Origin of the sequence: Citrobacter sp. CK185, from assembly GCF_030333565.1 — a bacterium.
Lineage (GTDB): Bacteria > Pseudomonadota > Gammaproteobacteria > Enterobacterales > Enterobacteriaceae > Citrobacter_B > Citrobacter_B koseri.
Map to the genome: position 1 here is coordinate 184525 of NZ_JAOWFR010000026.1, position 14460 is coordinate 198984.

At 51.1% G+C, this 14460-nt stretch carries 15 protein-coding genes; 2 read left to right on the forward strand and 13 right to left on the reverse strand.

Going from position 1 to position 14460, the window contains the following annotated elements:
* Nucleotides 1-9: 9 nt before the first annotated feature.
* From pgmB to pspA, 13 genes are all read right to left on the reverse strand, one after another.
* Nucleotides 10-672, reverse strand: a complete 663-nt coding sequence (gene pgmB, locus OGV79_RS15630; protein ID WP_071258378.1) for a beta-phosphoglucomutase — start codon at nt 670-672, stop codon at nt 10-12.
* On the reverse strand, nt 669-2939 hold the full coding sequence (locus tag OGV79_RS15635) for a glycoside hydrolase family 65 protein (RefSeq protein WP_286468685.1): 2271 nt from the start codon (nt 2937-2939) through the stop codon (nt 669-671). The genes pgmB and OGV79_RS15635 overlap by 4 nt, the downstream gene beginning before the upstream one ends.
* Nucleotides 2936-3991 carry a D-glucoside 3-dehydrogenase gene (ycjS, locus tag OGV79_RS15640; protein WP_286468686.1) on the reverse strand — a complete coding sequence of 352 codons (1056 nt, stop codon included), beginning with the start codon at nt 3989-3991 and terminating at the stop codon, nt 2936-2938. The genes OGV79_RS15635 and ycjS overlap by 4 nt, the downstream gene beginning before the upstream one ends.
* Before the next feature lie 10 nt (nt 3992-4001).
* Complete coding sequence (gene ycjR, locus OGV79_RS15645) at nt 4002-4790, reverse strand: 3-dehydro-D-guloside 4-epimerase (protein WP_115181601.1); 789 nt, start codon at nt 4788-4790, stop codon at nt 4002-4004.
* A 19-nt stretch (nt 4791-4809) separates the two neighbouring features.
* Complete coding sequence (gene ycjQ / locus OGV79_RS15650) at nt 4810-5862, reverse strand: D-guloside 3-dehydrogenase (protein ID WP_071258382.1); 1053 nt, start codon at nt 5860-5862, stop codon at nt 4810-4812.
* Between the two features lie 28 nt (nt 5863-5890).
* Nucleotides 5891-6733, reverse strand: coding sequence for a carbohydrate ABC transporter permease (locus tag OGV79_RS15655; RefSeq protein WP_071258384.1), 843 nt, complete (start codon nt 6731-6733; stop codon nt 5891-5893).
* Complete coding sequence (locus tag OGV79_RS15660; protein WP_286468687.1) at nt 6720-7601, reverse strand: carbohydrate ABC transporter permease; 882 nt, start codon at nt 7599-7601, stop codon at nt 6720-6722. Before OGV79_RS15660 ends, OGV79_RS15655 begins: the two co-directional genes overlap by 14 nt.
* A 21-nt stretch (nt 7602-7622) precedes the next feature.
* Nucleotides 7623-8915 carry an ABC transporter substrate-binding protein gene (locus OGV79_RS15665; protein ID WP_071258387.1) on the reverse strand — a complete coding sequence of 431 codons (1293 nt, stop codon included), beginning with the start codon at nt 8913-8915 and terminating at the stop codon, nt 7623-7625.
* Nucleotides 8916-8928: 13 nt separating this feature from the next.
* On the reverse strand, nt 8929-10638 hold the full coding sequence (locus tag OGV79_RS15670; protein ID WP_286468688.1) for a sugar phosphorylase: 1710 nt from the start codon (nt 10636-10638) through the stop codon (nt 8929-8931).
* Between the two features lie 164 nt (nt 10639-10802).
* Nucleotides 10803-11033 carry a phage shock protein PspD gene (gene pspD, locus OGV79_RS15675; RefSeq protein WP_286468689.1) on the reverse strand — a complete coding sequence of 77 codons (231 nt, stop codon included), beginning with the start codon at nt 11031-11033 and terminating at the stop codon, nt 10803-10805.
* 10 nt (nt 11034-11043) lie between these two features.
* Complete coding sequence (gene pspC / locus OGV79_RS15680) at nt 11044-11403, reverse strand: envelope stress response membrane protein PspC (RefSeq protein WP_012132267.1); 360 nt, start codon at nt 11401-11403, stop codon at nt 11044-11046.
* On the reverse strand, nt 11403-11627 hold the full coding sequence (gene pspB / locus OGV79_RS15685; RefSeq protein WP_012132266.1) for an envelope stress response membrane protein PspB: 225 nt from the start codon (nt 11625-11627) through the stop codon (nt 11403-11405). The genes pspC and pspB overlap by 1 nt, the downstream gene beginning before the upstream one ends.
* 54 nt (nt 11628-11681) lie before the next feature.
* Complete coding sequence (gene pspA, locus OGV79_RS15690; RefSeq protein ID WP_012132265.1) at nt 11682-12350, reverse strand: phage shock protein PspA; 669 nt, start codon at nt 12348-12350, stop codon at nt 11682-11684.
* Between the two features lie 172 nt (nt 12351-12522).
* Between pspA and pspF the strand changes: the two genes are divergently transcribed.
* Nucleotides 12523-13497: a phage shock protein operon transcriptional activator gene (pspF, locus tag OGV79_RS15695; RefSeq protein ID WP_199972032.1), complete on the forward strand. Its 975-nt coding sequence runs from the start codon at nt 12523-12525 to the stop codon at nt 13495-13497.
* Between the two features lie 178 nt (nt 13498-13675).
* Entirely contained in the window at nt 13676-14176 is a 501-nt protein-coding gene (locus tag OGV79_RS15700) for a DUF3828 domain-containing protein (protein ID WP_233596873.1), read from the forward strand.
* Nucleotides 14177-14460 lie beyond the last annotated feature (284 nt).

Below are 14460 nucleotides of genomic sequence, written 5' to 3' on the forward strand. Positions count from 1 at the left end.
TTGATTCCTTTACTTTGCGTTTAGCCAGAAAGCCGATAAGCACGGCCACGTCAGAAATTCCGTTGAAGGAAGATGTAACTCCGCGCCGGTTAACCCCGGACCTATACCGACAGAATGCATACCGCAGGCATTGATGGCATCAATACCCGCCTGTGCATCTTCAATACCGATGCACGCATCAGGCCTCACCCCAAGACCGTTGCAGGCGGCAAGAAAAATCTCAGGATCCGGTTTCGAGCGGGATATGTGCGCTGCGTCTGCACAAAAATCAAAAAAGTCAGCAATCTCCAGCGCCTGTAAGATTGCAGGGGCATTGAGAGAGACGGATGCCAGCCCTACCGGAATCTGTAATTCATGCAGCGAGGTCAATAACGCCCGAATACCGGGCAGGACAGAGTCGGTCGTTAACTGGCGCAGAGCGTGAACGTACAGGGCATTTTTACGCGCAGCTAGCTGCAAACATTCAGCATCGGTAAACACCCCTTCTTTACCGCCATGCTGCAAAATGCGACACAACGATTCATTACGGCTAATGCCTTTCAAACGTTCATTGAACGCCTCATCAATCACGATCCCCGTCTCATCGGCTATCTGTTTCCACGCCAGAAAATGCAGGTGCGCGGTATCAGTAATCACGCCGTCTAAATCAAAAATGATGGCCTGAGGTTTCATTTCCCCTCCCTGGTAGCGGTCCCATTAACAGGTAAAATAACGTCACTGCATTTGAATGACCGCTCACCGTCGACAGTAACCTTGCGGTTGCAAATCCACACATCGACGGGGCCGATGCTGGTGATGCTGATGTTATCTGCATCCATGGTGATAAACAGTTCTCTGCCCTGCCACTGCAACGGAAAAGCGAGGCGTTTCCACTGCGCCGGGAGCGCCGGATGCAGATGCAGTTCGCCATGACGCACGCTTAACCCTGCAAATCCTTGTATCGCGCCCAGCCAGATAGCCCCTGTCGCTGCGGCATGAATGCCGTCATCGCAACTGTGCGGATCGTCGCCAAGATCGATTTGCCCCCCATCGCGCCAGAACTGATACCCCATTTCTGGATCTTTACAGCGCGCCGCCACGATACCGTGGATCGCTTTACTCAGAGAGGAGTCATGAATCGTGCGCGCCTCATAAAAGCGCAGGTTCGCCAGGCATGTCTGCGGCGTAAACAGATCCGGCAGCATATACATCAGCATTACCACGTCCGCCTGCTTGAGAATTTGCATCTCATTAACTTCAGCGCGTGAATAATCAAGCAGGATCGTCTGCTTGCCCGCATTGGCTTTATATTTCGCTAAATCGATAACCGGTTTGCTGAGAAACGCATCATCCTGCGGCAAAATGCCATCCTGCTGAATGTCAGGCCGCCAAAGTTTCTGCAAAAAGTATTCCGCACGATAAATAAACGTGTCGTCAGCACAACCCTGCGCACGCGCAAAACGCAGCGCCTGCTCCACGTTGTACCAGGCCATGTAGTTGGTGAAGGCATTGTTATTAACGTGCTCGGTGTACTCATCCGGGCCAATAACGTCATGAATCTCCAGACGTCCGTTCACGTCAACCGCACGACTTATCCAGAATTTGGCGGTTTCCAGCAGCAGCGCCATACCTTCACGCGCCATAAAACTCATGTCGCCTGTGGCTTGCCAGTAGCCGATAACAGCCCAGGCAATATCGGCGACAAGATGGTGTTCCGCTAATGCCGACGCCACTTTTTGCCGCAGGCCAGTACGGATGTTGATCGCCGCAAACTCCGGCGTCTCTTCTTCACCGCTACGCGCGCTTTCCCATGGAAACAACGCGCCTTGCCAGCCGTTACGTCTCGCTTTCTCACGCGCGCCGGACAGGTTATGCCAACGGTAACGTAACAGGCCTCTGGCAGTGTCTGGCTCGGTAAACAGATGAAACGGCAGCAGAAAAACCTCGGTATCCCAGAATACGTGGCCCTTGTAACCTTCTCCGGTTAATCCTTTTGCCGCGATGCTGCTGCGCTCATCATGAACCGGCGTCATGATGCGTAAGTGATAGAGCGCGAAATCCAACGCGCGCTGATCGCCAGGCGCCACGCTGCTGACCTGAACACGGCGACGCTGCCACCAGCGATGCCAGTTAGCGGCGGTTTCTGCTCTTAGCGCGTCGTACCCCTGCTCAGCACAGGCTTCCAGTTGACGAAGGGCCTGACTCCCCCAGATTTCAGGCGAGGTATTCCGTTCAGATGTCCACTCAATCCAGACCAATTTCTCCAGCGTGATACGCTGGCCCGCTTTTACACACAAACTGTTGTGCTGCATCAGGCGGCGATCTTTTGCCGTAAAGCAACGTTGCACATCGCCTTTCACGCGGCAGAAAGCGGAAATGGAAATATCGTTGCGGCCATCCTGAGTCGTATAGACCCCCTGCAAAAGGTGCTGTCCGAACACTCTGACCTGTGTTTCGTCCAGATGCTGACGGCCATGGTTAGTTATCGTCGCGTCAATACCGGTCGAGAGAGAAAGCGTGGCGTCGGCGTCCAACGGCGTAATAGTCATTTCCATCGCAAACAGCGGTAACTTTTCTGCGGATGCAAAACGGCGGCTTTCGATCGCAAAGCGCATGCCGCCAGGCGAGCGCCATATCAGCGAACGGCGCAACTCTCCGGTGGCAAAATCCACATCGCGCCGCCAGCTTTCAATTGTGCCGCTCAGCAGGGAGAAAATATCGCCATTCAGCGTTATCTCTACGCCAACCACATCGGGGAGATTGACCAGTTCATTAATCTCTCCCTTGCCAGCCTGATGATAGAGACCCGCCAGAAACATGCCGCGAGTCTGTACTGTATACGCTTCTTCGTGGCTTGCGCGGATCCCCATATAACCATTACCTGACGCCATAAGTGAGGCATATTTATTCAGGCTGTGCAGGCAAAAAAACGGGTCTGTTAACATTACAGGCTTCATCATAATTCCACGCAGGTTCCTGTTTCAGCAGAGTGATACAACGCAGCCACAATTTGTTGAATGACAAAACCTTGTTCTGCATCGGCGATCGTCACCGGCTCCCCTTTCACATGATTGACAAAAGCATCCATACTCCGAAAATGGCGGTGATCATCCGCAACGTCACGCTGAAACAGGACCGCCAGCTCCCCCTCCCGGTCGGTGTAAACCTGTACCGGGAAAAGCGTTGCTCCGGCCTTATCACCGCAAAAATTCACGTTCATGACCGACTGCTCTGGAATGTTGAGCGCAAAGGAGGTTTCCAGCCGCAAGATGCCGCCATTGTGAAATTCGATTGTGCCGAACAGCGCATCTTCAACGGTGTACGTTGCCGGGTCCCATTCACCAAACTGCCCGCTGTTTTTGCAGGTGCCGATTTTTTGAAAGCTGTGCGCGCAAACCCGTTTAACCGCCGGGAACCCTAAGACATACATTGCCGCATCCAGCATATGCACGCCGATATCGATCAACGGCCCCCCGCCCTGCAAGGCTTTGTTGGTGAATACACCCCAGCCGGGCACTCCGCAGCGGCGCAAGGCTCTGGCATTGGTGACATAGATTTCACCCAGCACGCCAGCCACAACCTGTTCACGCAACAATTGCGTGTCCAGCGCAAAGCGATGATGAAAATCGTAGGCCAGCACCTTTCCCATTCGTCGCGCGGTTTTGCACATCTCCAGCGCCTGTTCTGGCGTCATGGCGGGAGGCTTCTCGCACATCACATGACAACCGGCTTCCAGGGCCAGCATGGTGTGTTCGTAATGAAAACGATTTGGCGAACAGACGCTGACGATATCCGGCTGAGCGTCGCGCAGCATCTTCTCTGGGTCATCCCAGACCTGTGCATTACCGTATTTATCTGCCAACGCTTGCGCCTGGGACAGGCGGCTGTCACAGACAGCCACCAGTTCCAGATCCTCGCGGGTGCAGTAGTACGAAGCATGAACTTTATCCGCCACCTGCCCGGCGCCAATGATGGCGACACGCAACGGCGCGCTTGTCATTGCACTTTTCACGGGAACCCTCTTAGCAGGTACGCAACCAGGCCAATGACTGACGGTAGGCTTCCGGCAGATTATCTGCGCGTACCCGCCCTTCATACACCACATACCCCTGATAATTGTCCTGCCGCAACTGCTCAAACAGCGCGCCGAAATTCAGGGTGCCGGTTCCCGGCTGATAGCGGTGGTTGTCGGCAATATGCACATGGCCGAGCAGATCCCGGTTGTCATGCAGCGCCTTCGCCATATCGTCTTCTTCGATGTTCATGTGATAAAAATCACCGATAATCTCTACATGTTTGAGATCGTTTTCGACGATATAGCGACGAGCGTCGGCAAGCGTATTGATCATGTGATCCTGGTAGCGGTTAAGCGGTTCCAGGTACACCACCGTTCCAGTGCGCTCAGCCACGTTGTCAAGGAAACGCAGCGAGTCGCTCACCGCTTTGCGATCGCCTTCCAGGCTGCGCGGCGAGGCCATTGGCGGCAAACGGAAGGTAAACATTCCCCACGCGGCCGGCACGATAATGCCTTTGCCGCCCACTTCCGCCAGCGCTTCAAGAATGCGTTCAATTTGTTTCAGGCCGTTCAGACGGCGCTCTTCAATAAAATCGCCAATCCAGCCGTCATAACCACCGCAGGCTGTGGTAACAGGCAGACCCGTTTCTTTAATCGCCGCTTTGACGTCATCAAGGTTATTGACCAGCAATTTGCCGTCGATCTCAAATCCGTCAAACCCCATCTCTTTGATATAGCGAAATTTATCCAGAATATTTTCTGGAAAGAAAGCCTGATTCTGAGTTCCAATTTTCATAGTATTCATTCCCTTAGAATTAAAACGTCACGCCCATTTTGATGCTCTTTTCCGGGTGCTTGTCGACAAACTCCATATAGCTTTCCGGGCTGTTGGCAAACGTTACGATGGGGTCGATAATCTCTTCGCAATCGAGATAACCATTCATCAGCAATTCCCAGCAGGTTTCTTCAATACGCTTACGGTTCCAGCGCGGGTAATCAGGGTTCGGCTCACTACAGGCACGAGCGAAAACGATTTTGGCGTTATTGAAGTGCGCTTCACGCCCGAGATTGAATCCCGCCGCAAACGGTTTAGCGAAAGCCACATAGGAGATAGTGCCGCCGTAGGCCAGCCCGCGCAGCGCCGACTGTAACGCGTCAGCATAACCACAGGTTTCGATGATCACATCAGCGCCCTGTTTCCCGGTCAGTTTTTTAATTTCCATACCGACATCCGTGCCGACCGGGTTCAGGCAGTAATCCGCGCCATGACGACGCGCAATATCACAGCGGTGAGCGATCGGGTCTACGCCGATAACCACTGACGCTCCCGCTTTTTTCGCCAGTTGCACCGCAATCTGACCAATCGCGCCCAGCCCGACAATCACGACAAAGTCACCCACGCGCACATTCGCGTCACGCACGCCGCTCATCGCGAATTGTGCCGGGTCATAGCAGACTGCGTTTTTCCAGGAACACCCTTCCGGCATTTTGCGCAGCTTATAGTTATTAACGGCGTTGATGATGACCGTCTCAGAAAGCGGACCATAACCACATACGCGATCGCCCACGGCATAGTCCGTCACGTCACTGCCGCATTCGATAATGTCGCCCACCACCATGTTACCGAGCTGGAACTTACCGAATTCGATACCGCGCGGCGCGCCTTCCGGGCGTGGCATAAACATCTGCCATTGCGCATCAAAATCTTCATCAATGAACGGGCTGGCAGCGCGGAAATCAACCACCTCAGTACCATGCTTCGGCGCGCCAAACAGAACGCGGATTTTCACTTCGTTGGCTAAAATCGCGCGATCTTCATACTCCACAAGCGCCGCAACGCGCGGTTCGGTGGCAACTAACTTTTTCATTTACAACTCCTTAATTAAACTGGCCGCCTTAGCCCTTCACGCCACCAGCGGTCAAACCACTCTTAATAAAACGTTCGGAAAGCGCATACATAATGACGACAGGTAATGCCGTTACCAGCGACGCCGCCATCATGCGTCCCCAGATATAATCCGGCGTGCTAAACAGCGTATTCAGCCCTACCGGAAGGGTGAAATTGCTGGCGCTGGAGAGAAAAATCGACGCAAACAGATAGTCATTCCAGGCCACCATAAAGCAGTAGACAAACACCGAGACCAGGCCAGACATCGCCAGCGGAACGGTAATGCGAAAAATAATTTGCAGACGGTTCAAGCCATCCATCATGGCGGCCTCTTCAATCTCATCCGGGATGGTGTCGAAGTAGCTTTTCAGCATGAACACCGCAGTCGGCAGCGTCTGAGTGACCATCGTGATAATGAGCGCCATTTCGGTGTCATAAATGCCTAACGCAGTGATGATTTTGAACAACGGCACCACCAGCAAAATGCCGGAGAACATGTACACGGTGTAAAAGCTGGCATTAATGGTCATGCGACCTTTAAAGCGCAGACGTGACAGCGCGTACGCGCCAAGCGTGCCCAAAAATACGGCCACAACGGATGACACTACCGACACCACCATGCTGTTGCGGAAATAATCGACAAACGGGAAAATCAGCGGATTAAAAATGTCGATATAGTGTTCCAGCGTCCAGTGCTGCGGGAAAAGGGTCGGATGCAGTGAAATCGCCTCTTTCGCGCTTTTAAACGAGGTCATCAGCATCACAAAGAAAGGAAACAGCGTGATGAGAAGAAAGACGATCAGGCCACAGTAAAAGCCGACACGCTCAAGTTTGCGTTTATTTGTTGCCATTGAGATTCACCCGTTTTCTGGTCAGCAAGATGACGGCAAAAATAATGATGAAGAGCACCACGGAAATGGCGACTGCTTTACCTAAGTCATTAAATGCAAATGCTGTTTTGTAGAGATACACCCCGAGAATATCGACCTTCGTCGTCAACAGATAAACATCGGCGAACATGTAGAACATCCAGATGGTGCGTAAGGTCACGACCGTCGCCAGCACCGGCATGATGGCGGGCAGCGTTACGATGCGAAATCGCTGCCAGGCATTCGCGCCATCCATTTCGGCTGCTTCATACAGCGATTTATCGATAGTCTGTAAGATCGCCAGGAATGAAATGAACGCATACGGGAAGTAACGCCAGATTGCAAACAACACCACCAGCGCGAAACTACTGCCCGGATTGTCGAACCACAGCGGCGCATGATCGTAGAGATGCAGCAGATCCACGCCGAGGTAGTTCACAATGCCGTAGCCGTTGTTGAACATGTACTTCCAGGCGAACACCAGCGAGATGGACGGCGTCACATAAGAGAGGATCACCAACGAACGTGCCGTTTTACGCAGGCGAAACTCCCGGTTAAAGAACATCGCGACGCCCAGCCCCAGTGCGGTACTACCGGCCACAACCAGCGCGGTATACCAGATCGTCATCCACAGCGCGTGCCAGAACCCAGGATCGGAGAGAATGTTAATGTAGTTGCTAAACCCCACGAACGTTGAGGCAATTCGCGGATTAAGCGGCAAACGCAAAAAACTGATTTCGATATTCGATATCATCGGCCATGCCACCAGACCGCCCAGCAGTAATAAACTGGGCGCCAGCAGCAACATCGCGAATGGCATATCGGAACGACCGGAAAAAAGCCTGGTCATAACTGCTTTCCTCTTTCCGCATTAGCGCTGTTCAACAAGGGTATCCAGCTTTTTCTGGCTTTCCTTAAGGGCCGAAGACAGGCTGGCGTTACCCACCGTCACGTTATGCACCAGCGAACTCACCACGCCAGAGCCCGTCACGTCGCCCATACGGGTAAAGTTCTTGTCGCCCACCGCGCCAAACACCTGGATATTAGGCAGTTTTGCAATCAACTGATAAGGCAGATCGCCAAGCGCGTTGATCACATCGTTTTCCTTCCACACGGGCGTGTTCACCACGGCTTTGTTGACCGGCAGTGCCGCTCCCGGAGACATCATCACCCAGTCCGCAATGTTGTCCGCCTGCTCCATAAAGGTGACAAATTTCTCGGCCGCCTCCGTCTCTTCCGCTTTCTGTCCGCTGGTGATGGTCAGCGAAGTCAACATGCCATAGACGGCAGAGGTTTTTTCCGTCGGAACGACAAACCCCACGTTCTGCGGTTCGCCTTCTTTAATGACGGCCGGGAGGATATAGGTGGAATAAATCGCCATTGGTGCAGTCCCGTTCATGAAAGCGTCTTTCACTTCCATGATGTCGTTAGAACCCGGCATCGTATTTGCCGCCAGCGCACGATAATATTCCAGCGCCTGCGCCATCTCTGGCGTATCAAGGGTTATTTTTCCTTGTGCATCAAAGACGTTGGCCTGATTTGACAACGCAAACTGCGAGAAAGACTGTTCAGTCAGCACGCTCTCCGCCGTCGGTAGCGCAATACCGTATTTCTTACTGGCGGGATCGTTGAGTTTTTGCGCGACGGTCAGCAATTGCTGCCAGTTTTTTGGCTCTTCCAGCCCGGCTTTCGCCAGAACATCTTTGCGATACCAGATACCGCCAATCCAGGCACTTACCGGAACGCCGGTCCACGCCGCGCTATCTTCAGTACGCACAATGCGCAGCACACCGTCATAAAACGCGCTTTCACCCACGTTCTGAATAACATCCGCAACAGCATCACGGTCGATCAGTTGCTCTTTATCCATCACTTTGGCGTAATCATGGCTGGTCTCAATAACCTCCGGCAGCGAGCCGCTGCGCGCCAGCGTGATCACTTTGGTGTTATAGGCATCTTCCTCAACAGGAACCTGTTTCACGGTGATTCCAGGATTTTCTTTCTCAAAACGCGTAATCAGTTTTGTAATAACGGCCTGACGCTCCTGTTCCACCGACGAATGCATAAATTCAATGGAGACATGAGATTGTTTGTCATCTTTGCACCCTGAAATCAGGGCGCAGGAAACCAGTGCTGATAACAGCACAACGTTAGATTTAAGCATTAGATGTTCCTTATTATTTTTTAATCCACATAACCTGCCATGGGTGCAGCGTTAATGTTTCCCCGGTGATATAACTTTCACTAATTAAGTCATAACCACCCGAGCAACAAATATTCACAGTTTGAATTTGATCGCTTACATTAAACAATGCAGTAATGGCTTCGCCATCTTTTGTTGTACGCGTCACTCGCATAACTTCTGATGTGAGACTCTCTATTTCAAAAGCGCTGTTCGGATGAAAGGCATTATTATGACGACGTATAATAATAAGCTTTGATAATGTCTGAAAGACGTTATGTCTTAGCGTGTCGTCATCGTTTAAAGCCGATTCAATTGTTGCCAGATCATATTTTTTACGATTAATAGCGCGGTTATACCCCAGTTGTTCCACACCATCATAGTCATTACGAGAGCCCAGAATACTTTGAATATATACCGCAGGTACGCCAGGGAAACTCAACAATATGGCATGCGCTAAAATAAACCGGGCGAGTCTCTCATCATCACTGCTGTCGCGCTTGCTGAGCGCATCCATATAAGTAACATTGATTTCGTAAGGGCTTCGACTCCCGTCCGGGTTGTTTTTCCAGTTGACTAACGCCCCTTCCTGCTGCAATGCTTCAACTAATTGCAGTATTTCCTCTTCCGGCAAAATACCGCGTAATGGATTCAGGCCTATTCCGTCATGGGAAGCCAGAAAGTTAAACCAGGTCGTTTTCGAGGATGGCAGCGACAGCGTTTTCGCCCAGTCGCACAACGCACGCGTATCCTGGCGTTGCACAGCATGCAATACCAGCGGCGGAAGAGAAAACTGGTAGACCATGTGCGCTTCATCATAGCCATTACCCAGATAGGAAATGTTATCCTGATGCGGAACGTTGGTCTCAGTAATGATGACGGTCCCCGGTGCCACCTCATCAGCAATAGCCCGGAACAGCTTGATTAACTGGTGCGTTTTTTCCAGGTGAATACACGTTGTACCCGGTGCTTTCCACATAAACCCGACGGCGTCCAGACGAATATAGTCCGCCCCTTGTTCGAGGTAGGTCAGTAAAACATCAACCATCGCCAGCAGCACGTCAGGGCAAGCATAATTCAGGTCAATCTGATCATCACTGAATGTCGTCCATAAATGACGGACGGTGCCATCGTGCAATGTAAAAGGCGTCAGTAACGGTAATGCGCGCGGACGCGTCACTGCACTCAGGTCTGTCGAAGGGTCCATTTCAATAAAGAAATGCTCATAGCCCGGCTTTTGCTGTAAATAGTTTTTAAACCATTTACTTTTGGCAGACATATGATTGCAGACAAAATCAAACATTAATTGACTTGTTTGATTCAGTTCACCGATATCTTTCCACTCCCCTGTTTCCTGCGCCACCTGGTGATAATCAATGACCGAAAATCCATCATCAGATGACCATGGATAAAAAGGTAACAGATGGACATGAGAAAAACTCGCGCTTAGCCGTTCACGGAAGAACTGATTAAATGCGGGAAGCGGTTTTGACGTCTTACAGTGAAATTGGTCGGCATAGGTAATAAGCACAACATCACTTTCATCCCAATGCAACTTACGCTGTTTTTTAATTAATGAACGTGATTTTTCAATACGCCTTTCCAGTACGTCGTAGTGGCGTTGCGAAAATGTTTTCCCATAAACTTCAAGCAGGTATTTCTGGATTTTTTGGCTCACTTTTTCTTTCCGTGGTAGCGGTCCCATGAAAGAAGAGACTACTCTGTGAAAAATAAGCTGTCAATCAGGCGAGCGGGTTTAGAGGGGGGATAAAAAAGAATTTTGGCAGCCCAAAAATCGTATTTGTGAGCTGCCGCAAATTACCGGGGAATATGTAATCGAAGTGTTACTCTGCGTACACAGAATCGTAGTCAGGGATGATTTCCGGTATAACGCCGAGATAATTTAGCCGCTGCCCGGCTCAGTAAAGGCTCAAGCGCCACCGCCAGCAACATCTTCAGCGGGCGCCGGGCCACGGATTTCACCGCCCACCCCGCTACGCCTGCGGGACCGTAGCGTAACGCGGTCAGGAAAACCAGCTTCCCTGCAAGTTTAAAGCCCGGCTTCACCTTTTGCCCGGCGCGTTGCCAGCGAGTATTCATCTCTGTCCTCTTACAATTGACGGAAGCGGCTGCGTAACGTGAAGGTATCAGAGGTCACATAGCGCTCCATTTCGCGTAAACGTTTTTCGCCTGCGGCCAGTTCACGATCCACCGCATCTAACAGTTCACCGCTGGAAGGCTGTTGCTCGCCCGTTGCCATGCTGTCCGGCATCGGGTCCAGTACAAAAGAGAGAATGATGTAAGCCACCAGGGTGAAAAATGCCAGACCAAAGAAGATCGATAACACCACCAGGATACGCACCAGTTTCACCGGTACATCAAGGTACTGCGCGATACCGGCACACACCCCTCGCACCATCCCCTGCTGCGGCATACGCCATAATTTCTTGTTCAGGTTAATTCCTCCCATTAGCGATCCCTCCAGTTCGGATGTTCGGCGTCAAGAATGGCTTCCAGCGCCTGAATACGCTCGCGCATGCGTTGCGCTTCGTCGGTTAGCTGCATTAAACGTTGCTGTTCGCTTTGCGACAGTTCACCCCGACCGGAACGGTTGCTGTAATGCAGCCATAACCAAATCGGTAACACGAACAGCACGAAAATGGTTAACGGTATGGCCAGAAATAACGCGCTCATGAGTGCTCCTTACAGGTGATGAGCGGCGGCGCGTTCGGGCGCCGCCAGGTATTATTATTGGTTATCTTGCTTCATTTTGGCTTTCAATTGCGCCAGTTGTTCGCTGATTTCATCATCTGCTTTCAGATCGGCAAACTGCTGATCCAGGGTTCTCTGCTTGCCAAAGTTTTGGCTTTCCGCTTCCGCCTCCATCTGATCGATACGGCGTTCAAACGATTCAAAACGCGCCATAGCCTCATCCAGTTTGCCGCTGTCCAGTTGACGACGAACATCACGGGAAGAGCTTGCCGCCTGGTGGCGCAACGTCAATGCCTGCTGACGGGCACGGGTTTCACTGAGTTTATTTTCCAGCTCGCCAATCTCTTTCTTCATCCGCACCAGCGTGTCGTCAACCAGTGCCGCTTCCTGATCGAGGGTGGCGATCAAATCCGTCAGTTTTTGTTTCTCAATCAGCGCGGCGCGCGCCAGATCCTCTTTGTCTTTACGCAGCGCCAGCTCGGCTTTCTCCTGCCACTCCGCCTGCTGCGCGGCGGCCTGCTCAATGCGACGGGATAACTGTTTCTTTTCTGCCAGCGCGCGCGCGGAATTAGAACGGACTTCCACCAGCGTATCTTCCATTTCCTGAATCATCAGGCGCACCAGCTTTTGCGGATCTTCCGCTTTTTCCAGCAGCGCATTAATGTTGGCGTTCACGATGTCGGCAAAACGAGAAAAAATACCCATAATTCAATCCTCACACGGTATGTTCTGATATCGGGCTATGCCCTGCTACAGGGTTAATACAATCTGCGTGCCAACTTTTTAATATATTGATTATTAAAACAATGTACGATTTTACCTCACGAGAGAAATAGGCTAAAGTGGTGAATAACACTAACAAGTGGTGAATCTCATCATGGCAGAATACAAAGATAACCTTCTCGGCGAAGCCAACAGCTTTCTTGAAGTGCTGGAGCAGGTTTCCCATCTGGCGCCGCTGGATAAACCCGTGCTTATCATTGGCGAACGCGGAACAGGGAAAGAGCTGATCGCCAACCGGCTGCATTTTCTCTCAACGCGCTGGCAAGGGCCGTTCATCTCCCTTAACTGCGCCGCGCTCAATGAAAACCTGCTCGACTCCGAGTTATTTGGTCATGAGGCAGGCGCATTTACCGGCGCGCAAAAACGTCATCCCGGGCGCTTTGAACGCGCCGATGGCGGTACGCTCTTTTTGGATGAGCTGGCGACCGCTCCCATGCTGGTTCAGGAAAAACTGCTGCGGGTGATCGAATACGGCGAACTGGAGCGCGTCGGCGGCAGCCAGCCGTTGCAGGTTAATGTGCGTCTGGTCTGCGCGACGAATGCCGATTTGCCGCAAATGGTGAGCGAAGGGACATTTCGCGCCGATCTGCTGGACCGGCTCGCTTTCGACGTCGTGCAGCTTCCCCCTTTACGCCAGCGTCAAAGCGACATCATGTTAATGGCCGAACACTTTGCCATTCAGATGTGCCGTGAGATTCATCTGCCCCTCTTCCCGGGTTTTACCGCGCGGGCGAGAGAAACCCTGCTTCAGTACCGCTGGCCGGGAAATATTCGTGAGCTGAAAAACGTGGTTGAGCGTTCGGTTTATCGGCATGGCAGCAGCGATTATCCGTTAGATGAAATTATCATCGACCCGTTTAAGCGTGACACTCCCGAACCGACGCCGCCGGAAACGCCCGTTTCTGTGCCATCATTGCCGCTGGATTTACGCGAATTTCAGCAACAGCAGGAGAAAGACTTTCTGCAAATCAGTCTGCAACAGGCGAAATTTAATCAAAAACGGGCAGCAGAATTGCTGGGTCTGACCTACCACCAGTTGCGCGCATTGCTCAAAAAACATCAGATTTAGCGCTCATGCCCGGGACAGTTGTTCTCATTCTGTGGGGGTAATATGTTAAGTGAATTAATGAGGTTTTCTTTATAATTAATTTCGATATTGGTTAATAACATAATAAAAATAATTACAAAGGTGATTGAATTTCCAGCGTAATGTTATACCCAACGATTTTGCATACAAGGGAAATGCCATGAATTGGGATAAACACGCAACCGTAGAATACGCACGCAGACACGCTATGATGGGTGCGAGACTGGCTGGCTTGTTAATCAGCTCTTCTGCTTTTGCGGCGTTGTCTCCCGGCGGACCCGAAGCTACAGCTTTAACATTTAATCGCTGGTACATATCCCAGTTAATACAGGAGAAAAATCCACTGGCTGATTATGAGGGACTCCAGCCCTACGTTACAGCAAACACCATTGCTGCGTTAAAGACCTCAAATACAGCAGACCCAGGCTCCGAAGATGTACCCGATTCTGATATGTTCATCAAAGCCCAGGATTTTGACGATGACTGGCAGCAAATAGAGATCGTCTCATCAGACTTAGATCCCGTATGTACACAGGTCTATGTCTCTTTCGGCGCTGAACAGAAACACACAGTAATAGACTGCATGGTGAAAGAAAACGGTACCTGGAAAGTACAATCTGTCGCAGGCCAGAAAATATTGCGAAACGTAAGCCTGAAGTAATCATGTATCAAAGCCCGTAACTTAACTGAACGGGCATTTCCTTTGGTGTTTATTCAACCAGTATGACGATTCCTTCATCGCAATTGTGTACATTTACGCCAGTTGTCCGCAGTCATTTTTACCTGGCGGGCCGAAGTGCGATACACTTTGCTGATCGAATCTAAAAACCTTAAAAATTATTTGCGCATTTTAAATCTCTCTTGCGAATCAATAATTTATAAAATAAACAATTAGTTAGAACAATCACCATTAAGACAATGTGAGTCATTACTGGTCATTTTACT